This is a genomic window from Xanthomonas sp. NCPPB 1754 (genome assembly GCF_041475725.2).
Taxonomy (GTDB): domain Bacteria; phylum Pseudomonadota; class Gammaproteobacteria; order Xanthomonadales; family Xanthomonadaceae; genus Xanthomonas; species Xanthomonas euvesicatoria.
In genome coordinates this window covers 4,235,400-4,258,755 of record NZ_CM192982.1, presented here as the reverse complement: position 1 = coordinate 4,258,755, position 23,356 = coordinate 4,235,400, and the positions used below count along the sequence as shown (strand labels likewise).

17 protein-coding genes, 1 other RNA gene and 1 pseudogene are annotated in these 23,356 nt (G+C 65.6%); 12 read left to right on the top strand and 7 right to left on the bottom strand.

What is annotated here, in order from left to right; all coding sequences use genetic code 11:
• The first annotated feature begins 219 nt into the window (after nt 1–219).
• The 4 genes from ACCQ15_RS18290 (at nt 220) to ACCQ15_RS18275 (ending at nt 4,757) form a co-directional block, all read left to right on the top strand.
• Nucleotides 220–1,527 (top strand): sensor histidine kinase, encoded by a 1,308-nt coding sequence (locus tag ACCQ15_RS18290; protein ID WP_029820374.1) that lies wholly within the window; start codon nt 220–222, stop codon nt 1,525–1,527.
• Nucleotides 1,524–2,300, top strand: a complete 777-nt coding sequence (locus ACCQ15_RS18285) for a LytR/AlgR family response regulator transcription factor (RefSeq protein ID WP_372380883.1) — start codon at nt 1,524–1,526, stop codon at nt 2,298–2,300. Before ACCQ15_RS18290 ends, ACCQ15_RS18285 begins: the two co-directional genes overlap by 4 nt.
• Nucleotides 2,301–2,467: 167 nt before the next feature.
• The gene (locus tag ACCQ15_RS18280; protein WP_218502265.1) at nt 2,468–2,839 is read left to right on the top strand and encodes a hypothetical protein; all 372 of its coding nucleotides are present in this window, start codon (nt 2,468–2,470) and stop codon (nt 2,837–2,839) included.
• A gap of 322 nt (nt 2,840–3,161) precedes the next feature.
• Entirely contained in the window at nt 3,162–4,757 is a 1,596-nt protein-coding gene (locus ACCQ15_RS18275) for an APC family permease (protein WP_218497250.1), read from the top strand.
• A 176-nt stretch (nt 4,758–4,933) separates the two neighbouring features.
• On the opposite strand, the gene ACCQ15_RS18270 is transcribed toward ACCQ15_RS18275, so the two are convergent.
• Nucleotides 4,934–5,608, bottom strand: a complete 675-nt coding sequence (locus tag ACCQ15_RS18270; protein ID WP_008573315.1) for a hypothetical protein — start codon at nt 5,606–5,608, stop codon at nt 4,934–4,936.
• Nucleotides 5,609–6,028: 420 nt separating this feature from the next.
• Between ACCQ15_RS18270 and ACCQ15_RS18265 the strand changes: the two genes are divergently transcribed.
• Nucleotides 6,029–7,012: an oxygenase MpaB family protein gene (locus ACCQ15_RS18265; protein WP_372380882.1), complete on the top strand. Its 984-nt coding sequence runs from the start codon at nt 6,029–6,031 to the stop codon at nt 7,010–7,012.
• Nucleotides 7,013–7,215: 203 nt separating this feature from the next.
• On the opposite strand, the gene ACCQ15_RS18260 is transcribed toward ACCQ15_RS18265, so the two are convergent.
• A complete protein-coding gene (locus ACCQ15_RS18260; protein WP_372381580.1) occupies nt 7,216–9,285 on the bottom strand; it encodes a M13 family metallopeptidase in 2,070 nt (689 codons plus the stop codon).
• Nucleotides 9,286–9,434: 149 nt separating this feature from the next.
• Nucleotides 9,435–10,130: a glycosyltransferase gene (locus ACCQ15_RS18255; RefSeq protein ID WP_008573318.1), complete on the bottom strand. Its 696-nt coding sequence runs from the start codon at nt 10,128–10,130 to the stop codon at nt 9,435–9,437.
• A 282-nt stretch (nt 10,131–10,412) separates the two neighbouring features.
• Between ACCQ15_RS18255 and ACCQ15_RS18250 the strand changes: the two genes are divergently transcribed.
• Nucleotides 10,413–10,487: non-coding RNA, sX9 sRNA (locus ACCQ15_RS18250), on the top strand.
• A 22-nt stretch (nt 10,488–10,509) separates the two neighbouring features.
• On the opposite strand, the gene ACCQ15_RS18245 is transcribed toward ACCQ15_RS18250, so the two are convergent.
• From ACCQ15_RS18245 to ACCQ15_RS18235, 3 genes are all read right to left on the bottom strand, one after another.
• Complete coding sequence (locus ACCQ15_RS18245) at nt 10,510–11,505, bottom strand: aldo/keto reductase (RefSeq protein WP_014091147.1); 996 nt, start codon at nt 11,503–11,505, stop codon at nt 10,510–10,512.
• A gap of 137 nt (nt 11,506–11,642) precedes the next feature.
• Nucleotides 11,643–12,212 carry a flavodoxin family protein gene (locus ACCQ15_RS18240; protein WP_372380881.1) on the bottom strand — a complete coding sequence of 190 codons (570 nt, stop codon included), beginning with the start codon at nt 12,210–12,212 and terminating at the stop codon, nt 11,643–11,645.
• 226 nt (nt 12,213–12,438) lie between these two features.
• Nucleotides 12,439–13,335, bottom strand: a complete 897-nt coding sequence (locus tag ACCQ15_RS18235) for a LysR family transcriptional regulator (protein WP_011348698.1) — start codon at nt 13,333–13,335, stop codon at nt 12,439–12,441.
• Between the two features lie 413 nt (nt 13,336–13,748).
• Here ACCQ15_RS18235 and ACCQ15_RS18230 point away from each other — a divergent pair, with 413 nt between their 5' ends.
• From ACCQ15_RS18230 to ACCQ15_RS18220, 3 genes and pseudogenes are all read left to right on the top strand, one after another.
• A complete protein-coding gene (locus ACCQ15_RS18230) occupies nt 13,749–14,567 on the top strand; it encodes a DODA-type extradiol aromatic ring-opening family dioxygenase (RefSeq protein ID WP_496561801.1) in 819 nt (272 codons plus the stop codon).
• 206 nt (nt 14,568–14,773) lie between these two features.
• A pseudogene (locus ACCQ15_RS18225) lies at nt 14,774–16,017 on the top strand (putative DNA modification/repair radical SAM protein).
• Between the two features lie 441 nt (nt 16,018–16,458).
• A complete protein-coding gene (locus tag ACCQ15_RS18220) occupies nt 16,459–17,895 on the top strand; it encodes a UdgX family uracil-DNA binding protein (protein ID WP_372380879.1) in 1,437 nt (478 codons plus the stop codon).
• A 521-nt stretch (nt 17,896–18,416) separates the two neighbouring features.
• Here the strand turns inward: ACCQ15_RS18220 and ACCQ15_RS18215 are convergent.
• Nucleotides 18,417–18,974 (bottom strand): fasciclin domain-containing protein, encoded by a 558-nt coding sequence (locus ACCQ15_RS18215; protein WP_008573326.1) that lies wholly within the window; start codon nt 18,972–18,974, stop codon nt 18,417–18,419.
• Nucleotides 18,975–19,635: 661 nt separating this feature from the next.
• Here ACCQ15_RS18215 and ACCQ15_RS18210 point away from each other — a divergent pair.
• The 3 genes from ACCQ15_RS18210 to ACCQ15_RS18200 all read left to right on the top strand — a co-directional run bounded on the left by ACCQ15_RS18210 (nt 19,636) and on the right by ACCQ15_RS18200 (nt 23,311).
• The gene (locus ACCQ15_RS18210; protein WP_008573327.1) at nt 19,636–21,312 is read left to right on the top strand and encodes a Na+/H+ antiporter; all 1,677 of its coding nucleotides are present in this window, start codon (nt 19,636–19,638) and stop codon (nt 21,310–21,312) included.
• 296 nt (nt 21,313–21,608) lie between these two features.
• Nucleotides 21,609–22,553: an ABC transporter ATP-binding protein gene (locus ACCQ15_RS18205; protein WP_008573328.1), complete on the top strand. Its 945-nt coding sequence runs from the start codon at nt 21,609–21,611 to the stop codon at nt 22,551–22,553.
• Nucleotides 22,550–23,311 (top strand): ABC transporter permease, encoded by a 762-nt coding sequence (locus tag ACCQ15_RS18200; protein ID WP_008573329.1) that lies wholly within the window; start codon nt 22,550–22,552, stop codon nt 23,309–23,311. The genes ACCQ15_RS18205 and ACCQ15_RS18200 overlap by 4 nt, the downstream gene beginning before the upstream one ends.
• The last annotated feature ends 45 nt before the right edge of the window (nt 23,312–23,356 follow it).

Below are 23,356 nucleotides of genomic sequence, written 5' to 3'. Positions count from 1 at the left end.
GCTGTCTGCCGCGTGGCAGCAACCGAGCGCGGCATGCGCAGCGCAAGCGTGCATCCAGCATAGCGCGCGCATCTGCCGCGGCCATGGCCCGGCACCAGGGTTTCGCACCGCAATCCTGACGTTTGATGCCGCGCTGGCGGCCATTCGTCGCCCGGGGCTTTCGCAGTGGCGCGCGCCGGCTATGCTCGCTCCCGTCCCATCCCAACGAGCTGCCCACCCGTGTCTGCCAGTGTCTTCCTGATCGTGCGCATCGTGTTCGCCTGGGCCGCCGCGTTGGTGGTGGCAGGGATCATGTGGACGCAGTTGTTCGGCTCCATCGGCCCGATCTTCGCGCTGGCCTGCATGGTCTTGCTGACGCTGGCGTTGATGAGTTCGGTCACCCATGTGCGGCGCGTGCGCCTGATCGCCGATCGGCTGGACCACACCACCTTGTCCACCCGCCAGCGCCGCCAGATCGAAGTACCGCTGGATGTGCAGGCCAGCTTCGCGGTGATGGAAGAGGCGGTGCGTGCGCTACCGCGTGTGCAGGACATCGAATGCGCGCCGGGCAGCCTGCTGATTCGCGCCAAGGTGCGCCGCATCGACCCGTACGCAGGTCGCCAGCCCTCGCGCTGGAACCTGTTCGCGCGCTTTGCCATCACCCACAACCAGATCCTGGCGACGATCGCGCCAGGGCAGGGCACCAGCAGCGTCACCGTGTTGTGCGAGCCCGACGCTGGCGCCTGGGTGGATCTGTTCGCGGTGGACGAAGGCAGCAACTACGAAAACGCCGAGGCGATCAATCGCGCGGTGGTGCGCCGGGTCGGTGAGCAACGTCGTGACGAACAGGCCGCCGCCGAGCAATCGGTCATGGAAAAGGAACTGGCCGTGGCGCGCCTGAATCTGCTGCACGCCCAGGTCGAGCCCCACTTTCTTTACAACACGCTGGCCAGCGCGCAGGTGCTGGCGCGCACCGACCCGCCGCGCGCCGAGATCATGATCGGCCATCTGATCCAGTACCTGCGCAGCTCGCTGCCCAGCGCCGACGGTGCCATCGCCACCCTGGGCGAGGAACTCGAACGCACCCAGGCGTATCTGGAGATCCTGCGCATCCGCATGGGCACGCGGCTGGCCCTGCAGGTGGAAGTGCCCTACGAACTGCGTGCGCTGCCGCTACCGTCGATGATGTTGCAGACCTTGGTGGAAAACGCCATCAAGCACGGGCTGGAAGCCAAGCCCGGTGGCGGCACCGTGTGGATCCTGGCGCGTCGCCACGATGACCATGTCACGCTCACCGTGGCCGACGACGGCCAGGGCTTCAACACGCACAGCCACGGTACCGGCATCGGCTTGAAGAACCTGCGCGAGCGGCTGAAGCTGATTTATGCCGACAAGGCGAGCTTTGCCATCGTGTCCAACTTCCCCAGCGGGGTGGCGGCCACCTTGAGCCTGCCGCTGCCGACGCAGTTGGGTGCCGCGCCACCGCCGCCGCCGCCGTTGCCCGTTGCGGGCGCGCAGGCGGCACACGCCGCACAGGTGCGGGCATGAGCGCGCTGCGCGCCGTGGTGGCCGAAGACGAGGCCTTGCTGCGGCAGTCGTTGCTGACGCTGCTGGGCGAGGTGTGCCCGCAGTTGCAGATCGTGGGCGACTGCGAGGACGGTGCAAGCGCGCTGGAGACCATCGCCGCGCAGCAGCCGGAGGTGGTGTTTCTGGATATCCGCATGCCCGGCCTCACCGGCATCGAGGTGGCGCGTGCGATGCGCGAGGTCAGCCCGCGCAGCCAGGTGGTGTTCGTCACCGCCTACGACCAGTACGCCATCGATGCGTTCGAACACGGCGCAGTGGATTACCTGCTCAAGCCCATCGGCCGCGAGCGGCTGCAGGCCACCTGGCAGCGCGTGCAACAACGCGCTACTGCCGGCCAGCCGGATGGCGCGCTGCTGGAGGCTTTGCTGCAGCGTCTGTCCGCGCGCCCGGCCGCTGCCAGCCACACGCCGCCGCTCGCCTGGCTGACCGCCAGCAGCGGGCGCGAGACGCGCTTGATCGCGCTGGACGAGGTGGCGTATTTCCAGGCCGATCAGAAGTACACCACGGTGATGACTGCGGCCGGCGACGCGGTGTTGCGCACGCCATTGCGCGAACTGCTGGATGTGCTGGACCCGCAGGTGTTCAAACAGATCCACCGCTCGACCATCGTCAACATGAAGGCAGTTGCCTCGGTGGTGCGCGAGGACACCGGCAAGGGCCGGCTGGCGCTGCGCGGCCGCAGCGAAACGCTGACCGTCAGCCAGCCGTTCATGAGCCTGTTCCGCGGCATGTAAGTGCGACTGCAAGACATCGCGCGCAGTCCCGGATGGATGCGGACAGCGCGCGTGGAACCTACGTATGCGCGTGAGTGCCACAGCGTTCCGATGACCGACAACCGCTGCCTGACGCGCTGCAGCCTGCTTTGATTCCCCCGTTTGCATCGACTGAAAGGACTGTCTCCATGCGCCTGATCGCCTCCCTGGTGTATTGCCTGCTTGCCCTGGCCGGCTGCCATGAACGCAATGGCACCACCTCGATCACCCGTGCCACCCGCGATGGCCACGATGTGATCTTCAGCAAGACGCTGATCACCGCGAGCAGTACCAGCGTGCATTGCCTGGCCAGCGATACCGGCCATTGCTACTACCTGATCTTTGAGGAGCAGTGCGGCGCGCGCGGCAGCGGCGATGGCGCAAGCACACCGACGTGTGCCCGCAAGACCTTGGACAGCTTTGCGCTGGTGCCAGGGCAAGTGCGCGAAGTGCGCGGCGTTCCCGGCCAGGCGCACACCTGCGTGGAGACCACCGCACCGCAGGCCGATTGCCACGGCTGAGGAAGGCACACGCACGCACCGAGCTGTGGTGGGGCGTGCGTGCGTGTGCATAGGCCACGCGCAGAAGCCTTAGTGCCCATCGCGGGGTGCCTGCGGGTTCCGGGCACCGGCGGCGCCAGCCTGGCGGCTGTGCAGGCACTGCTGGTCGCTGCTGCAGATAACGAGCACTGGCGTGCGTGGATCGGCTGCGCACTGCCGGATCGGCAGGATGTCGGTAGCGACAATCCGGTCATGCCTGAATACGCACTGACGGCAAGCGGTCGCTTCTGCGATCATTACCGGCTTGTTGCCGGTTCACGGCGTCCTCACTGCCAGGCTCCTCATGTCCGAACACTCGCTACGCCGCGACGTTGGCCCTTTCGCCCTCATGCTCACCGGCCTGGGCTCGATCATTGGCTCTGGTTGGCTGTTCGGCGCCTGGCGCGCGGCCGGCCTGGCCGGCCCCGGCGCGATCTGGGCCTGGGTGCTGGGCGCGGCGATCATCACCACCATCGCGCTGTCGTATGCCGAGCTGGGCGCCATGTTCCCAGAGTCCGGCGGCATGGTGCGCTACAGCCACTATTCGCACGGCTCGCTGGTGGGTTTCATTGCCGGCTGGGCCAACTGGATCGCCATCGTCTCGGTGATCCCGGTCGAGGCCGAGGCCTCGGTGCAGTACATGGCGTCCTGGCCATGGGCCTGGGCGCAGGGCTTGTATGTGCAGGCGCCTGGTGGCGCAGGCGAGCTCTCGGTGCCCGGTCTGCTGATTTCCGCGGTGCTGGTGCTGGTGTATTTCTTTCTGAATTTCTGGAGCGTCAAGCTGTTCGCACGCTCCAATACGCTGATCACCGTGTTCAAGCTGGTGGTGCCTGCCGCCACTGGCGTGGCGCTGATCGCCAGCGGCTTCCACAGCGAGAACTTCAGCGTCGGCATCCACGGCGATTCGCATGTGCTCGACCTGGCTGCGGTGCTCACGGCGGTGGCCACCGCCGGCATCGTCTTCAGCTTCAACGGCTTCCAGAGCCCGGTGAATCTGGCCGGCGAAGCGCGTAACCCCGGCCGCAGCATTCCGTTCGCGGTGCTGGGTTCGATCGCGCTGGCCACGGTGGTGTACGTGATCCTGCAGGTGGCCTACATCGGCGCCGTGCCGCCGGATCTGCTGGCCAAGGCCGGCTGGCACGGTATCGATTTCCGCTCGCCGTTCGCCGAGCTGGCCATCATCGTCAACCTGCATTGGCTGGCGATGCTGCTCTACATCGATGCGTTCGTCAGCCCCAGCGGCACCGGCATCACCTATACCGCGACCACTGCACGCATGGTTTACGGCATGGAAAAGAACGGCACCATGCCTGCCGTGCTGGGCAAGCTGCACCCGGTCTGGGGCGTGCCGCGCATGGCGATGTTCTTCAACCTGGCCGTGTCGTTCGTGTTCCTGTTCTTCTTCCGCGGCTGGGGCACGCTGGCGGCCGTGATCTCGGTGGCCACCATCATTTCCTACCTCACCGGCCCGATCAGCGCGATGGCGCTACGCCGGCACGCGCCGGAACTGCACCGCCCGCTGCGCATCGCCGCACTGCCGGTGCTGGCCGGCGTGGCCTTCGTGATGGCCACCGAACTGCTGTATTGGGCACGCTGGCCGCTGACCGGCGAGATCATCCTGCTGATGGTCGTGGCGCTGCCGGTGTACTGCTATTACCAGGCCAAGCAAGGCTGGCCGGATCTGCGCCGCAACCTCAAGGGTGCGGCCTGGATGATCTGCTACCTGCCCACCATCGCACTGGTCTCGTGGGCCGGCAGCACCGATTTCGGTGGCCATGGCTACCTCAGCTACGGCACCGATCTGGTCTTGGTCGCAGTCGTGGGCGCGGTGTTCTACGTCTGGGGCGTGCGCAGCGGCTGGCGGACTCCCTCGGTGGAGAAGGCGGTTGCGCAGGCGTGAATGCTCACAGGCGCTAGCCGGCGCCGACTCCCGGCAACCGGCTGGCGGTCACCGCTGGGAATAAACAAGAACGGCCGGCGCAGTGCGCACCGGCCGTTCCTGTTTGCAGCCGAATCATTGCTGCAGGTAGCGTGTTTCTCGGTCAACACGTCGCTGCATCGCCACGCTGGGCCTGGTCAGGAATTGACCACCAGCCGTGGCGCGCCATCGAAGCGGTCGAGGTCGCGCAGCAGTTCGGTATAGCGGCGTAGCCGGCCCATTTCGCGCATGTTGACGATGTCTTCGTGGCGCAACTCGCGCTTGGACGTGACCTCCTGCTTGTAGCGCAGCACCTCCGGGTAGCGGCGCGTCATGTCCAGCGCGTCGGCAACGCATTCGACCGAGTCGGCGTCCGGCGTCACCCGCGCGCGGCTGTTGAAGGCGCGTAGCCAGCGTTCGAAACCGGCGCTGTGGTCGAACAGGTCGGCGATGTACCACATCACGAACAGGATCGACGCCCACGAGGTGAAGATGATCACCACCCGGCTGAAGGTCAGGTGGTAGTCGTTCTGCCACAGCTGGTGCGTGATCACGCCCAACAATATCAGCGAGATCGCCTGCCAGCCGATGATCGAGGCGATCACCCACTGCTTTTTGGCCACCTTGAGCAGCGAGAGCTCTTCGTCGAGCTGCGCGTCGGTCTTGTCGCGCCAGTGAGCCACCTGCTCGTCGAAGGGGAGCCGATGGAGTGCGTTGTCCTGCAATAGCAGGCCTAAACCCTGGAACAAAGCGATCATGACAAGCTCCTGACGGATGGCTGGTACGAACGACTTGCTGCACTGGCCGCGGCCGGTGCCCTGGAGCGTCCTCAACGTGCTGGCGAAGCAGTGCGTCGACGGACGGCCTTAGTTCTAGCACTTTCGCTGTGCATGGCAATGCCTCAAACGAATCGCTGGCCGCGCAATTTTGCGCGGACGCGCACAAATTGCTGAATTCAGGCGGATTTGCGGTCATGCCGCCGCCGCGTGCCTGCGCGGCGCCTTCGATCTTGCTGCACTGCACACTCGGCGCTGCGGCAATTGCCGGGTTCCAAGGACAGGCAAGCTGGCTTGCCGGACATGCTGGAAGGGTAGGACGTTCGGCGACGCCGGGCCCGTTGGTAGAAAGCTCAGCGGGCCTGATCGCCCGGATGGTCAGTACCCCACCCAGATGCCAGGTCGCGTTCTTCCGGCTTCGCGGTCACGATGCCCGTCAGCATCTGGTCGCCACCGCCGCGCTGACGTGCCGAACGGATGCCGGTCAGCGCTACGCTGACCTGGCGTTGCAGATGGGCTGCGTATCATTGCCGCATGTCAGCCGTCCTGCGCACTCTCACTGCCCCCGCCGCCAAACAGATCCACCGCTGGGTGCTCGACGCGTTTCCGCGTGGTCAGAGCACCATCGAATACGATCAGCCGCTGGGCGATCCCGGCATCTTCGGGCCCGACAGCATCACCTGGCGCATCCACTCCGAATTTCCGGGCATGCTGTCCGGCGGCCTGTGCGCATTGATGTTGCAGTTATTGCATCCGCGCGCGCTGGCCGGGGTCTACGACCATTCCAACTTCCGCACCGATTTGATCGGGCGGCTGCGGCGCACCACCAACTTCGTCGCCGGCACCACCTACGCGCCAGCCGCGGAAGCCGAACAGCTGATTGCGCGCGTGCGCAAGATCCACTCGCAGATTCGCGGCCACACTGCCGACGGTGTGCCTTACGAGGCCAACGACCCGCAGTTGCTCACCTGGGTGCATGTGACCGAGGCCTATGGGTCCTTGCAGGGATGCCGGCGTTATTGCCGCCAGGTGCCTGCTGCCATCGCCGACCGCTACTACGACGAAGCGCGACGCGTGGCCGAGGCGTTGGGCGCAGCCGATGTGCCGGCCAGCGAGGCGCAGGTGGATGCGTATTTCGCATCGGTCCTGGGAGAGTTACGCATGGACGCGCGCTCGCGCGAGGTGCTCGACATCCTTACCAGCATCCAGCTGCCGGTGCCCGCCGCGGGCCTGTCGCGCGGGGTATTTCTCGGCGCCGGCACGGCCTTGTTGCCCGGCTGGGCCAGCGACATGCTTGGCCGCACCACCACCCAACGCGCGCAGGCGCGCGCATCGGCACGGTTGCTGCGCAGCCTGTCGCCGCTGTTCCGCACGGCCTTGCGCGACGGACTTTCTGCGCGCGCATGCAGGCGCATGCAATTGCCGCCGGCGATGTTGCTGGAGTGGCCTGACAGCGTGTAACGGCGGTGGGCCGGGCGGAGCGGGTGTTCTGAGGTGCGCTGGTGGCGCGATAGGCAATCGCTGGTCGTGCCGTTTTTTCGACGGCAGCCACGACGTGGGTACTCACGCACTTCGCCATCCCCCGGCATGGCACTGCCGCGCGCCACGACAAACAATGCCGCAGACACCAGCTCCATTGGCGCTGCATCGACCTCGACCAGCACCTACCAGATCCTGACCCGCTGCTCCGGCGCCAGATACAGCTGCTGACCCTGTGTCACATCGAAGGCCGGGTACCAGGCATCCAGGTTACGCACGGTTTGCGCGCGGAAGCGGCCAGGTGCATGCACATCGGTGAGCAGCGCATTGCGCAGTGCCGCATCGCGATACTTGCCGCGCCAGGCCTGCGCAAAGCCCAGGAAAAAGCGCTGATCCGGGCTGAAACCGTCCAGGGTCCGGGGCTGCTTGCCCTGCAGCGACAGCTGGTAGGCGTCGTATGCAGTGGCCAGGCCTGCAACGTCGGCGATGTTTTCGCCCAGCGTCAGCTTGCCGTTGACCGACAAGTCGTCGAACGGTTGGTAGGCGCTGAACTGCGTGGCCAAGGCGTTGCCGGCGCTCTCGAATTTTTTCAGGTCTTGCGGTGTCCACCAGTTATGCAGCTCGCCGTGTTCGTCGAACAGCGCGCCCATGTTGTCGAAGCTGTGGCTGATCTCGTGGCCGATCACCGCGCCGATCGCGCCATAGTTCACCGCATCGTCGGCGGCGGGATCGAAGAACGGCGGTTGCAGGATCGCCGCCGGGAAGATCAGGCGGTTTTCCAGTGGTACGTTCAGCGCGTTGACCTCCTGCGGCAGCATGTACCACTCGCGATGATCGACCGCCTTGCCCAGCTTGGCCAGGTTGCGGCGGTATTCGAAGACCTCGGCGCGTTGCACGTTGCCAAGCGCATCATCGCGGCGCACGTCCAGCCCGCTGTAGTCGCGCCAGGTGTCCGGATAGCCGACCGCCACCGTCAGGCTGGCGATTTTCGCCTTGGCATGCTGTTTGGTTTCGGCGCTCATCCACTCCAGTGCGTCGATGCGTTTGCCGAACGCGGTGATGATGTTCTTCACCATCTCTTCGGCACGCGTCTTGGTCTGCGCGCTGACGTACTTCTGCACGTAGCGCTTGCCGACCGCTTCGCCCAATGCGGCGTTGGTCGCGTCGATGCCGCGTTTCCAGCGCTGGCGCTGCTGCGGGGTACCTTCCAGCGTGGTGCCGTAAAACGCGAAGCGCTCGTCGGCGAAGGCCTTGGACAGGTAGGGCGAGGCGCGATCCAGCGCGCGGAAGCTCAGGTAATCCTTCCAGGTCTGCAGCGGCTCGGACTGCACCAACGCCGACAACCCGCTCACCGCGCGCGGCTGCCATACGATGAAATCCTGTTGTGCGTTGAGGCCGGCTGCCTCGAAGAACACCGCCCAGTCCAGGCCGGGCGCATTGCGCGCGAAATCGGACTGCTTCCAGGCATTGGCGCCGGCCTGCACGTTGTTGGTCTGCTCGGGAGTCGCGTGCACGCGTGCCATGGCGATTTCAAGCGCCAGGATGCGCTCGGCCCTGGCGGGCGCATCGTCGATGCCGGCCAGCTCCAGCAAGGTGACGATGTGCGCGCGGTAGGCTTCGCGCAGCTGCGCCATACGCCCGCCGTCCAGGTAGAAACTGCGCTCGGGCATGCCCAGGCCGCCTTGCACCAGATAGGGCACGTAGCGGCCCGGATGATGCAGGTCCTGCGACACCCACAGGCCGAACAGCCGGTCGGTATGGAAATTGGTGGCGTTGAGCAGATCGACATCGGCACGCAGCTGGCCGCCCAAGGTGCGCGCCAGGGCCTGCTTGTCGTCGAGCTGGGCGATCGCTTCCAGTTCCGGTTGCACCGGGCGCACGCCCTTGGCCTCGATGCTGGCTTCGTCCATGTAGGCGGCGTAGTAGTCGCCGATCTGCTTGTCTTCACCGGTGACGCGGTCGTTGGCGGCAGCGCCTTCGATGATGTCGCGACTATGCCGCTCGGTCTCGATGGCGATGGAAACGAAACTGTTGAAGCTGGCGCGATCTTCCGGGATCTGCGTGCGCTTGACCCAGTTGCCGCTGGCGTAATCGAAGAAGTCGTCGCCCGGCGCCACGCTGCGATCCATACCGGCCGCATCGAAGCCGAAATCGCCGAGCTTGGGCTTGCTAGGGGGCGGCGCGGGGTGCGTGCTCGCGACCGGTGTCGCGCCATCGCGGTGGCATGCGGCGGTGGTCAACAGCGCGGCAGACATGGCGGCGATGAGGACGGGGCGATGCAAAGAAGCCATGCGGCGCAGCTCGTATAACCAAAACGGACAGCACAGTGTAGTGGCCTGCAGTGCCGGGTGCCGGTTCCAGCGTAGGCTCCGCTGCGGATCGTGGTGATGCGGACACGCTCGGTTCAGCGCCGGCGCTGATACCAGAAGCCGAGCGCGTCGCGGGTCTGCAGCATGCGCCGCCCGCGCCACAGAAACCGCAACAGCAGGCTCAGGTGCTCGCGCTTGGAAAAGCTGCGCAGCTTGCGGTCGGAGGTGTGCACGGTCTGGCGCAAGATCACAAAGCGTCCGCAGCGCGCCAGGGCGCGGCTCAGTGCCACGTCTTCACCGGCGTAGTAGCGCGTGTTGAAGCCCCCTGCACTGACGAAGGCCACCCGTGTACAAAACAGAAAGCACCCGGGCGCAATGCCGGAAACACGGAAAAACCAGCCAAACACCGCCTGCGCCATGCGCTCGGACCACACCCGCTTGCCCTGCAGATGCACCTGCGCCCCACCGCCTACCGCGCCGGCATCGAGCGCAGCCAGTGCTGCGCCAACGACGTGCGGGTTGATCAGTGTGTCGGCATCCAGAAACAACAGGCGCTCGCCTCGTGCGGCCTGTGCGCCGGCATTACGCGTGGCGGCGATGTGGCGCAACTGCACCTCCAGCACCTGCGCGCCATGGCTGCGTGCGATGGCTGCCGTGGCGTCTTCGCAGGCATCGGCCACCACGATCACTTCATAGTCCAGCTGCATGGCCTGCGCGCAGGCATGCAGGCACTGCAGCGTGTCGCCGATCAGGGCAGCCTCGTCATGGGCGGGAATCACGAAGGACAGCATGGGGCAATAGGCGTGTGAACTGCAGCCAGTGTGCAAGGGGCTGCGAAGCGGGAGTGTGAGCAGGGGCGGTCAGCATCCAGTACGCGCGATCGACGAGCGCTGCGAAACACACACGCATCTATCGATTGCGGTGTGACAGTTGGATGGCAGCAGTGGCGCGCGGCAAGCTCCACCGGCGCCAACGCAGTGCCGCAGCGCTGGCGGTGCGCTGCGAGGACCCGCGGCATACCGCAAGGCGATTGCGCTCACCGCCATGCGGGCGCGGCCGTGCCCAGAATCGGCATGTGCCACGTTCGTACACGCCGGTTCCAAGTGCGCCGTCCGCAGCCACCTGGCAGCCGCCGCTGCGTGTCAGCCAACCTAGGCCACGCAGCACGGCTCAGCGGTTGACCGCGCCCATCATTGCTTCCGGGTAGCGCGTGCCAGCCGCAGCCTGCGGCGGGAAGATGGCATCGATGCGGGCCAGTTCGTCCGGCATCAGGGCCACATCCAGCGCAGCGATGTTTTCTTCCAGATAGGCCAACCGCTTGGTGCCCGGGATCGGAACCAGGTCCTGGCCTTGCGCCAGCACCCAGGCCAGTGCCAGTTGCCCCGGTGTGATGCCCTTGTCGGCAGCAATGGTCTTGACCTGCTCCACCAGTTGCAAGTTGCGGGTGAAGTTTTCGCCTTGAAAACGCGGCGAATGGCGGCGGTAATCGTCGGCATCGAAATCGTCCGGCGACGAAAACGCGCCGGTCAAAAAACCGCGCCCGAGCGGCGAGTACGGCACGAACCCGATGCCGAGTTCGCGCACCGCGGCGAATACGCCGTTGTCTTCCGGCTCGCGCGACCACAGCGAATATTCGGTCTGCACTGCAGTGATGGGGTGCACCGCGTGCGCACGGCGAATGGTGGCTGCGGCCGCTTCCGATAAACCGAGAAAGCGCACCTTGCCCTGTTCGACCAGGCGCGCCATCGCGCCTACGGTGTCTTCGATCGGCACGTTGGGGTCGACGCGGTGTTGGTAGTACAGGTCGATATGCTCCACGCCCAGCCGACGCAGGCTGGCTTCGCACGCGGACTGCACATACGCCGGGCTGCCATCGATGCCGCGCACCGACGGGTCGTTGGGGTCGAGCTTGATGCCGAATTTGGTGGCCAGAAACACTTCATGCCGGCGCGAGGCAATCGCCTTGCCGACCAGCACTTCATTGGTGTGCGGGCCGTACATGTCGGCGGTGTCGAGCAAGCTGATGCCACGATCGAGCGCGCGGTGGATCACCGCGATCGAGGCGGCCTCGTCGCTGCGGTCGCCATAGAACGCGCTCATCCCCATGCAGCCAAGGCCCAGGGCCGAAACGGTGGGGCCGGAACGGCCAAGCGTGCGGGTTTGCATGGGGGGACTCCGTGCAGCAAAAGGTCGGGAGACAATGGCGTGAAAGGCGTTAGCGCGATGTGGCCCACGCGCTAACGCACGGCCCGCGCAGATCGGCAGGCCATGCTGCGATCTGCGCGGGCCGGCGCGGCGTGCAATCAGCCCTTGAGCTTGGCGGCCACTTCGGCCACGCGCTTGCCGAACAGCTTGGCCGTTTCCAGGTCGCCGCGACGCGGCGCTTCGTCCGGCGACGCGTCCGATGGCGAGATCGCCAGTGCACCGCCCCAGCCGCCAGTCCAGTTCACGTCCTGCGGCCCATGCGCCTTGGTGTTGGCCGGCGGCAGCCCGGTGCCGACCCAGATCTGGCCATGCTGTTGCGACAGCGTCCACAAGTACTGGATGGTGGTGGCCTTGTTGCCGTTGGCCGATGCTGAATTGGTGAAGCCGGCAGCGACCTTGTCCTTCCAGGCCTGCGCAAACCACGGCTTGGAGCTGGCATCGGCAAATTTCTTGAACTGCCACGCCGGGCCGCCCATGTAGGTGGGGCTGCCGTAGATGATGGCGTCGGCGGCACTGATGGCATCCCACGCGTCGTCGGGCAGGTTGCCGTCCTGATCGATGCGGTACAGCGTGGCCTCACCAACGCTGGCCGCGCCCGCGTGCACGGCTTCGGCCTGCTTGACGGTGTGGCCGTAGCCGCTGAAATACACGATGGCGATCTTGCTCATGGGCACTCCTGTTGAACGGGGAGCCGGATTGTGCGCACACCGGTCGCGACAGCAGAATGACCACGCACGGGACGAACTGTTGCCGCGGTCGTTTGCCGCCGCGGGTGAACCGGGATGCGTTTGTCGAAATGTCGCGTGCTTGCGCGCCCAGTTCCCCGATCCCGCATCCCGGCCGCATTGGCTCACGTGCCGGATCAGCGACCTGTTTCTTGGCGTCGCCGCTGGCTCAACCAGGTCCGGGCTCGGCCATGCATTCGATCAGGTAATCGATGAAGCTGCGCACCTTCGGTGCCAGGTGGCTGCGGCTGGTGTACACCGCAAAGATGCCGATTTCGTCCAGTGCGTAGTCCGGAAGGATGCGCACCAGCCGCCCTGCGGCGAGGTGCGGCTCGGCCAGGAAATCCGGCTGCATCACGATGCCTTGCCCGGCCAGCGCGGCAGCGTTCAGCACATGCCCGTTGTTGGCGCGCAGGCCGCCGCGCAGGCGCACGTCGATATCGCCCTCCGGGCCCTGAAAGCGCACCTCGTCGCCGCTGGGGGAGTAGTGGTAGAGCAGGCATTCGTGGCCGGCCAGATCGGATGGGTGCCGGGGTGTTCCGGCACGCGCCAGATAGGCCGGCGATGCACATGCCAGGATGCGGACCTTGCCCAACTGCCGGGCGATCAACATCGGCGCCGGCTGGCGGGTGATGCGGATGGCGACGTCGAAGCCTTCTTCGACCATGTCCACCAGGCGGTCGGACAGCGACAGGTCCAGTTCCACCTGCGGGTAGCGTGCACGAAAGCCCGGCAGCAATGCGCCCAGGCGCTCGATGCCATAGCTCACCGGCGCGTTCACCCGCAGCACGCCAGCCGGCTCCAGCGCTTGCGCGCCGATGGTGGCCTCCAGGTCGTCCAGATCGGCCAGCAGCTGCAGGCAGCGCTGGTAGTAGGCGCTGCCGGCACTGGTCAGGCTGACCCGGCGGGTGGTGCGGTTGAGCAGGCGGGTGCCGAGCCGCTGTTCAAGCGCGGCGATCTGGCGGGTGACGCTGGCAGTGGAGCGGTCCAATGCATCGGCGGCGGCGCTGAAGCCGCTGCGCTCGGCCACCGCGGCGAACACGCGCATCGCATCGAGGGTATCCATGGAGGTCCGATTGTTACCTTAAGTGAAATAATTTATCTGAAGTAACTGTATTTATCAGAATTCTGTAACGAATAGACTGGTGTGGTGCCTACTGGAGTCCGCCATGACGGCTGGCCTTGCATTTTCGCGCCCCCATCGGCACGCCTGTCTGCATCAGCGTGGGCATTTGCGGTGCCTGGCATGACCGCGTGATGGCGTGCGCTCCGGCCGGCTTGCGCCCGCTGCCTGGCGCTTGTGGGCTTGCCGCCGCCGACAGACACGCTTGTCACCGTGGCTGGCGCCCGAAACCCGGGCGGCGACCGGGGACCTGGCGTCATGGGCGGAGTCGGTGATCGCCCGGGCCTTGCCCGACCAGGCGCATTCGCCATGAGGCCGTCGCGCTGATGCTGTTTTCATCGATCAAGGAGCTGTCCATGACCCGCTTGCCTTCCCTGTACATCTCGCACGGCTCGCCGATGACTGCGCTGCAGCCGGGGCAGGTCGGCGAGCGCCTGGCCGACCTGCGGCACGCGTTGCCGCGGCCGCGTGCCATCGTGGTGGCGAGCGCGCACTGGCTGGGCCGTCGCCCGCTGGTCAGCGGTGCGCTGCGGCCGCCGACCATTCACGACTTTGGCGGCTTCCCGGCGCCGTTGTATGCGCTGGACTATCCGGCGCCCGGCGAGCCGGCATTGGCGCAGCAGATCGTGCGCCGGCTGGAGCAGGCCGGCCTGCATCCGCAGCTGGACCCGCAGCGCGGATTCGATCACGGCGTCTGGGTGCCGCTGCGCCTGCTGTATCCGGACGCCGACATCCCGGTGGTGTCGCTATCGATCCAGCCCGAGCTGGGACCGGCGCACCAGTTCGCGGTGGGGCGTGCGCTGGCGCCATTGCGCGATGACGGCGTGCTGGTGGTTGGCTCAGGCAGCATCACCCATAACCTGCACGACTTGCGCCACGGCTACAGCGCCGAGCGGCAAGCGCCGTACGTGCGGCCCTTCATCGAATGGACCGAACGCAAGCTGCTGGACAACGACATCCCCGCGCTGCTGGACTACCGCCGCCAGGCGCCGTATGCCGCACGCGCGCATCCCAGCGACGAGCACTGGCTGCCGCTGTACGTGGCGATGGGGGCGGCCGGCGATGACCGGCTTGGTGCGCAGCGCATCGACGCCGGCATCGATGCGGGTTTGATGGCCATGGATCTGTATCGCTTCGACGGCCCTGCAGCGGCGGCGGAGCCGATCGCGGCATAGCGCCGGGGTGCGGACGTGGGCGCATCGGCATGTTTGCGCCAAGTGCTGCAATGCCGATCGGGATGGTGCAATCGCACGGTCGGCAAGGGCGGGGACGCATGCAGTTGCGAGCGCCGGATCGCGCCAACCCGCAGCGCTCTGAAGCATTCACGATCGGGTGCATGCGAGTCTCATAGGCTGAGACGCCACCGCTGCATGCTGCCCGCGTGAAAATCCTCGACAAGCTCGCCGTCCTCGCCGACGCCGCCAAATACGATGCCTCCTGTGCTTCCAGTGGCGCCAACAAGCGCAACTCGCTGGGCACCGGCGGCATCGGCAGCACCGAGGGCATGGGCATCTGCCACTCGTACACGCCCGATGGCAGATGCGTGTCGCTGTTGAAGATCCTGCTGACCAATTTTTGCATCTTCGACTGCGCGTACTGCGTCAATCGCGTGTCCAGCAATGTGCGCCGTGCGCGCTTCACGCCGGAGGAAGTGGTCACGCTCACGCTGGATTTCTACAAGCGCAACTACATCGAAGGCTTGTTTCTCTCCAGCGGCATCATCCGCAACTCCGACTACACCATGGAGCAACTGGTGGAAGTGGCGCGGCAGCTGCGCGAGGTGCACCATTTCGCCGGTTACATCCATCTCAAGACCATCCCGGATGCGGCCCCGGAGTTGCTGGCAGCGGCCGGACGCTATGCCGATCGCTTGAGCATCAATGTGGAGTTGCCCACCGAACAGGGCCTGACGCTGCTGGCGCCGGAAAAAAGCGTGGGCGGCATTCGCTCGGCGATGGGCGAGTTGCGCTGGCGCATCGAAGAGAACCAGCTCGAACGCAAGGCCGAACGGTGCGCCGCGCCAAGCCGCCACGCTTTGCACCGGCCGGGCAGAGCACGCAGATGATCGTCGGCGCCGACAATGCCAACGACCGCAGCATTCTGGACACCAGCCACAACCTCTACGGCAATTACCGCATGCGCCGGGTGTATTACTCGGCCTTCAGCCCCATCCCGGACGCCTCGTCCAAGCTGCCGTTGCAGGCGCCGCCCCTGCAGCGCGAGCACCGGCTGTACCAGGCCGACTGGTTGCTGCGTTTCTACGAGTTCAGCGTGGAAGACATTGCGCCGGCGCAGTCCAGCGGCATGCTCGACCTGGACGTGGACCCCAAGCTGGCCTGGGCATTGCGCAATCCCGAGCGGTTTCCGGTGGATCTGAATGCGGCACCGCGCGAAATGCTGCTGCGCGTACCGGGCCTGGGCACGCGCAACGTGGAGCGTCTGTTGTTGTCGCGGCGGCATGCGCGCTTGCGGGTTGGGGATCTGGCACGGCTGCGCGTGCCAATGAAGAAGTTGCTGCCGTTTGTGAGTGTGCTGGATCATCATCCGCGTCAACGCTTGGATGATCCTGTGCGGTTGCGGGCGCAATTGGCACCTGCGCCTAGGCAGGCGGGGTTGTTTGATTAGTGCCTCGCATGGCCGGTGCCAGGCAGTGCATGTGCAGAGCAGGGCAAGTGCCCAGCACGGCAAGTGCAGAGCTTTCGCGCCTGCGGCCCGAGTGACGTTTGTCTTGGCAAAAGTCACCAAACCGCTGTCGCCTGGCGCGATCCGGTGCGATAAGGCCGCACCGGTCCCCTGCGCTCCTCGCCACGCGCGGCACGGCGCCCAAACTCGCTACGCTCAAACAAGGGCGCCGCTTCGGCCACGCGTGACTGCGGTGCTCGGCTCGCTTTAAGGCGACGGGGTGAAGCAAGATCCACGGCCACGGCCACGGCCACGGCCACGGCCACGGCCACGGCCATAGCAATAGCAATAGCAATAGCAATAGCAATAGCAATAGCAATAGCAGCGGCGATAGGGTCTTGGTGTTGATGGTGGCGTTAGTCTCTGGGGAGTGCGGTGTGAGCGATGTTCAGCGCTGAGGTGGAGCCGCCGTGGAGTTTTGAGGCGTGGCGCGCGTTGGCGCGGGCGGGCTGGTGCGCGCAGGTGGAGCCGGACGATGTGGCCTGGAATGGCGGGGCGCAGGGCGGCTTGCTGATGGGGCAGGACCTGTTGGCGTTGCCGGCTGTGGTGCCTCCACCACGGGTCTCTGCAGATTTCATGCAGCTGGCGGCCTCGGTGCTGTGTCACCGCGACCCGCAACGGCATGCCGTGTTGTATCGCTTGCTGTGGCGCGTTGCCTCTGGAGAAAAAGCCTTGCTGGAGCGCGCCACCGATGTGGATGTGCACCGGCTACGGCAGTGGCAAAAAGCGGTGCAGCGCGATACGCACAAGATGAAGGCCTTCGTGCGCTTTCGCCGCCTGCCCGGGGAAGAAGAAGACTTCGTGTCCTGGTTCGAGCCCGAGCAATGGATCGTGGATCGCGTGGCGCCGTTTTTTGCGCGTCGGTTTGCCGGCATGCGCGGGGCGATCCTGACCCCGTACCGCAGCGTGCGTTGGGATGGGCAGGCGTTGGCCTTTGGCGAAGGCGCGGTGCGCACCCAGGTCCCGGCCGACGATGCGCAGGAGACGCTCTGGCGCACGTACTACGCGCATATCTTCAACCCGGCGCGGCTCAACCCGACCATGATGCGGCAGGAAATGCCGCAGAAATATTGGAAGAACCTGCCCGAAGCCACGCTGTTGCCGGAGCTGATCCGTGAAGCCGGCGTGCGCGTGCGCGAGATGGCCGAGCGCGCGCCCGAGCCGGTACGGCGACGGGTGCCGGCGGCGCCTGCGCCACTGCCGGACGTGGCCACCCAAAGCCTGGCCCAGTTGCGCACTGCCGCACGCGATTGCCGGCGTTGCGAGCTGTGGCAACCGGCAACGCAAACGGTGTTCGGCGAAGGACCCGACGATGCGTCGGTGATGGTGATCGGCGAGCAGCCTGGCGATGAAGAGGACTTGAGCGGTCGTCCGTTTGTCGGGCCTGCCGGGCGCCTGTTCAACATGGCGTTGGGCGAGCTGGGTGTGGACCGCGAGAAGTTCTATGTCACCAATGCGGTCAAGCATTTCCGTTTCGAGCAGCGCGGCAAACGGCGGCTGCATCGCAATCCCGAGCGCACCCATGTACAGGCCTGTAGCGGGTGGTTGCAGGCCGAACGGGCGCAATTGCGTCCGGCGCAGATCGTCTGCCTGGGCGCGACTGCGGCGCAAGCGATATTGGGAAGCAGCTTCCGATTGATGCGCGAGCGCGGGCAATGGCACCGCCTGGACGACGGCACGCCGGTGTTGACCACGGTGCATCCGTCCTGGGTGTTGCGCCAGCCATCGACCGATGCGCGCGAAGAAGGGTATCGCGGATTTGTCGAAGATCTCCGTCGATTGCTGGATCCACCGCCGCCGTCCAGCGATCAGTCGAGATAGGGAAACCGCGCGTCGCACGGGCAAAAAAATACGCGTGCAAGGGCACGCGCACGGTGTCGGAGAATCAGGACACCAAGCGGAGCCACCGGCACGCCGGTCACTCCATCACCGCCGCTTGACGGTTTGATTGCGGTCGCTGGAGGCTGGCTCGCGCGACACACAGCATGTTGAACCACGCCTTGCCTTCGGTCGTGCGTTCGCAGATCGACTGCCATCCACCGTAGATCCGTATCGCACAGATGCTGATCGACAGTGCCAAGCAGAGCCTGGCGGGCAGCCGTCAGGCATTGCCCTTGGTTGCCCGGTGCCGAAATGGCCAAGGCATCGTGTGTGTGTCGATGCCGGGCAACGTCTGCGCCTGCCGGACGGTTGCCTCATCGACGGAAGCACTCCTTGAAACAGCGCCTTTGACGCCGTGACGCGCTGCATGAAAGCGCTGCGCCATCGGCGGAAAAACCACGTTCCGCCGATGGCAGCGTGCCTGCGTCAGCCGCGACGCGTCGCAGTGCGACGGCAGGCCATTACGGCATCAGCACCTTGTCCACCACGTGGATCACGCCATTGCTCTGCATGACGTCGGCAATGGTGACGTTGGCGGTATTGCCCTTGACGTCGGTGATGGTGACCTTTTTGCCATTGAGCTTTGCGGTCAGCGGTTCGCCCTGCACCGTGGTCAGCGTGGCGCTGCCGCCGCCGGCCTTGATCTTGGCGATCAGCGAAGCAGCATCCACCTTGCCCGGCACCACGTGATAGGTCAGCACCTTGGTCAGCGTCGCCTTGGATTCGGGCTTCAGCAAGGTGTCGACGGTGCCGGCCGGCAGTGCCGAGAAGGCCGCATTGGTCGGTGCGAACACGGTGAACGGCCCCGGGCCCTTCAGCGTGTCGACCAGGCCGGCGGCTTTGACGGCAGCGACCAGCGTGGTGTGGTCCTTGGAGTTGACCGCGTTGTCGACAATGTCCTTGGTCGCCAGCATCGGCGCGCCGCCAACGGTCGGATTGGACGCAGCATAGGCGGGAGCCATGGCGCTGCTCAGGGCGATGGCGGTGGCAACGGCAAGCGACTGGAATGAAGTCTTCATGAGTCATCGATCCTTTTGGGTTGGCGATCGCCTGGATGGCAACCGTAGCGTCAATACGCACCTGCGAAACGGCCGGATGCATCACGCTGCTTTGACATTCATCACCACGTTTGGCGTGGTGATGGTGGCGTCACAGGTGGCTGGTGCCCGCGTGGGCCACGACCGACAGCGATACGACAGCGGTCGCTGCACCCGCACGCGCTCGCGTGTCATCCGTGGCTACAGCGCGATGGTCCGTGGCGTTTCAAGAAAGCGGCAAGGCGATGCGCAACGCCCTTCGATGCCGTGGGCGCGACATGTCCTCGGCGCGATCGGATCGAGCGTTCATGTACTGCGGCCGACGCAGACGTGCGTGTGTCCAACATGCCGGCTGCGGTTGCGGAAACGCCTGTGCGTCATTGCATCGTTCGTCACCGATCGAGCCGCAGCCGCTCGCCATCGCGTCGCTGCACGATCGGTTTGCCGCAGGGCGCGCACTTGAAGCGCGTCACCGCGCCTGCCTCCATTCGCCAGCGTATCGGACGCCGGCCGATTGAACCGATCCGCAACAACCCTGCCGCATCGCCCAACCTGCCAAGGTGCGAGGCAATGCGGTGGTTTTCATCACCGGGTGCAACACGGTATGGTCCGGTAGGTGCGTTGTTGTGCGTCGCAATATGCGATGCCGCGCGTGCGGCCGTTTCTTCATTCCGGGTTCTTCATGCATTCGATCGATGTCGTCCTCGCCATGTTGCTGGCGGTCGCGGCCAGCGGTTACCTCATCCGCATCCTGCCGTTTTCGTTGCCGCTGCCGTTGGTCCAGATCGCGCTGGGCGCGGTGGTCTCCGGCGTCTTCGATGCCGGGCACGAGCTGGAACCGGAGCTGTTCTTCCTGTTGTTCCTGCCGCCACTGCTGTTTCTGGATGGCTGGCGCATTCCCAAACAAGGCCTGTTCCGCGACAAGGCGGCCATTCTGGAACTGGCGTTGGGGCTGGTCATCTTCACCGTGATTGGTGCCGGCTTCTTCATCCATTGGCTGATACCGGCGATGCCGCTGGCCGTGGCGTTTGCGCTGGCAGCGATCATTTCGCCAACCGACCCGGTGGCGGTGTCTTCGATCGCCTCCAAGGTGCCGATCCCCAAGCGCCTGATGCACATTCTGGAAGGCGAGTCGCTGCTCAACGACGCCTCGGGCCTGGTGTGTTTCCAGTTCGCGGTGGCAGCGGTGCTGACCGGCACCTTCTCGGTGGCGGCCGCTTCGCTGACCTTTCTGTGGGTGGCGCTGGCCGGCCTGGCCCTGGGCGTGGCGACGACCTTTGGGTTGAGCCGCATCCAGGCCTGGATCTGGCGGCATTTCGGCGAGGAGCCCGGTTCGGCGATCCTGGTCAACCTGCTTACCCCGTTTGCGGCGTATCTGCTGGCCGAAGCCTTCCATGCCTCCGGCATCCTGGCCGCAGTGGCCGCCGGCATCACCATGAGCTACGTGGAAATGGCCGGCAATGCGCCGGGCAATATGCGCCTGCAGCGTTCGGCGGTGTGGGACACGGTGCAGTTCACCTTCAACGGCATCATCTTCGTGCTGCTGGGCGAGCAGTTGCCGGGCATCCTGGACGGCGCGGTGCGCAGCGTGCAGGAGGCCGGGCACCTCAATCCCTGGTGGCTGGCGGTGTACGTGGCCACCATCAGTCTCAGCCTGATGGCGTTGCGTTTTGTGTGGGTGTTCCTGTCGTTGCGCTGGAATATCTTCAAGGCGCAGCGACGCGGCGAGGCGCACGTCAGTCCGCCTTGGCGCATCGTGGTGGCGGTGTCGCTGGCCGGCGTGCGCGGTGCCATCACCCTGGCCGGCGTGCTCACGCTGCCGTTGATGCTGGAGGACGGCTCGCCCTTCCCGGCCCGTCAGTTGGCGATCTTCCTGGCGGCCTCGGTCATTCTGGTGTCGTTGCTGGTGGCCAGCGTCGCATTGCCGCGGCTGTTGCGCGGGCTGGAGTTGCCCGAAGAAGAAGACGAGCAGCTCAAGGAAGACCTAGCCGTCAAGGCCGCTTCGCAGGCGGCGCTGGATGCAGTGGAAAAGCTGCGCCAGCGGCTGGTGGAAGACAGCAAGCATGCCGAGCGCTACAACGCGGCGGCCAACCAGGTGAGCCAGCGCTATCAGCGCAAGCTCGGCGCGGTGGACATGGCCGAGACCGATCCGGAAGAGGCGGTTGCCTACGAAAAGGCGCTGCGCCAGTTTCGCCATGCGGCCTTGGTGGCCGAGCGCAATGAGCTGTTCAAGCTTGCGCGACGACGCGAAATTTCCGACGACCTGTCGCGGCGGCTGGTGCGCAATCTGGATCTGATCGAGTCGCGCAAGCGCGCGTGAGCGCGCTGATGCGCGCGGGAATCGGGAATCGGGAGTGGGGAATCGCAAGAGCCAAGGCGGTTGCCGTGTTTGGGTAGGAGCGCACCTGGGCGCGATGGGGCGTTGGCGGGCAAGCCCCATCGCGCTCAGGCGCGCTCCTGCATAGAGATACGCCAACACCGAGATGCAGCGTGCGTGCGCAGCCCAGTTCGCTCACGCTCCTGCATGCGTGTCGGGAGACACCATCCCACTCGCACTGCTGCCATTTTCATGGCGCACGGCCTACCCTGTGGCGCTTATCCTCCCGTGCCAGACCCATGACTTCGATCGTCTCCATCCAGGGCTTGAGCAAGACCTACGCCGGCGGTTTCCAGGCGCTCAAACAGGTGGATCTTGAGATCCGGCGCGGCGAGATCTTCGCGCTGCTCGGCCCCAACGGCGCCGGCAAGACCACCTTGATCAGCATCATCTGCGGCTTGATCAACCCCAGCTCCGGCACTGTGCTGGCCGACGGGCACGACATCGTGCGCGACTACCGCGCCGCGCGTGCCAGCATCGGCCTGGTGCCGCAGGAACTGGCCACCGATGCGTTCGAAACGGTGTGGGCCACGGTGCGTTTCAGCCGCGGCCTGTTCGGCAAGCCGGCCAATCCGCAGTACCTGGAAACCATCCTGCGCGAGCTCTCGCTGTGGGAGAAACGCAACAACAAGATTTCCACGCTCTCCGGCGGCATGAAGCGGCGTGTGCTGATCGCCAAGGCGCTCGCCCACGAGCCGCGCATCCTGTTCCTGGACGAGCCCACGGCCGGTGTGGACGTGGAGCTGCGTCACGACATGTGGCAGATGGTGCGGCGGCTGCGCGAGCAGGGCACCACCATCATCCTGACCACCCACTACATCGAAGAGGCCGAAGACATGGCCGACCGCGTCGGTGTCATCAATCGCGGCGAGCTGGTGCTGGTAGAAGACAAGCACACGCTGATGCGCAAGCTGGGCAAGAAACAGCTCACGTTGAGCCTGCAGGCGCCGTTGCAGGCGCTGCCCGCCGCGCTGGCCGACCTGCCGCTGGAGTTGGCCGCCGACGGCAACGCCTTGATCTACACCTTCGATACCCAGGCCGAGCAGACCGGCATCGGTGCGCTGCTGCGCCGGCTCAACGAGCAGGGCATCGACTTCAAGGACCTGCATTCCAGCGAGAGTTCGCTGGAAGAGATCTTCGTCAACCTGGTGCATGGCGCACGTCAGCAGGAGGTGCGCGCATGAACCTGCATGCGATTGCGGCGATCTACCGCTTCGAAATGGCGCGCGCCTTCCGCACGCTGACCCAGTCGATCGCCTCGCCGGTGTTGTCGACCTCGCTGTACTTCGTGGTGTTCGGCGCGGCGATCGGTTCGCGCATGGGCGATATCGACGGCATCAGCTACGGCGCCTTCATCATTCCCGGCCTGGTGATGTTGTCGCTGCTCAACGAGAGCATCTCCAATGCTTCGTTCGGCATCTACATGCCGCGCTGGGCCGGCACCATCTACGAGGTGCTGTCCGCGCCGGTGGCGTGGTGGGAAATCGTGATCGGCTACGTGGGCGCGGCGGCGACCAAATCGGTGATGCTGGGGTTGTTGATCCTGCTGACCGCGCGGCTGTTCGTGCCGTACGAGATCGCGCACCCGGTGTGGATGCTGGGCTTTCTGGTGCTCACCGCGCTGACCTTCAGCCTGTTCGGTTTCATCATCGGCATCTGGGCCGATGGCTTCGAAAAACTGCAGGTGATTCCGCTGATGGTGGTGACGCCGCTGACCTTCCTTGGCGGCAGTTTCTATTCGATCAACATGCTGCCGCCGTTGTGGCAGAAGGTCACCCTGTTCAACCCGGTGGTGTATCTGATCAGCGGCTTCCGCTGGAGCTTCTATGGCAAGGCCGATGTGCATATCGCGGTGAGCACCGGCATGACGTTCCTGTTCCTGCTGGCGTGCCTGGGCGTGGTGGCGGCGATCTTCCGCAGCGGCTATCGGCTCAAGGCGTGAGTGGTGAAGGCAGTGGTGTTTGTCGCCGCAGTTTGGTGGATGCGG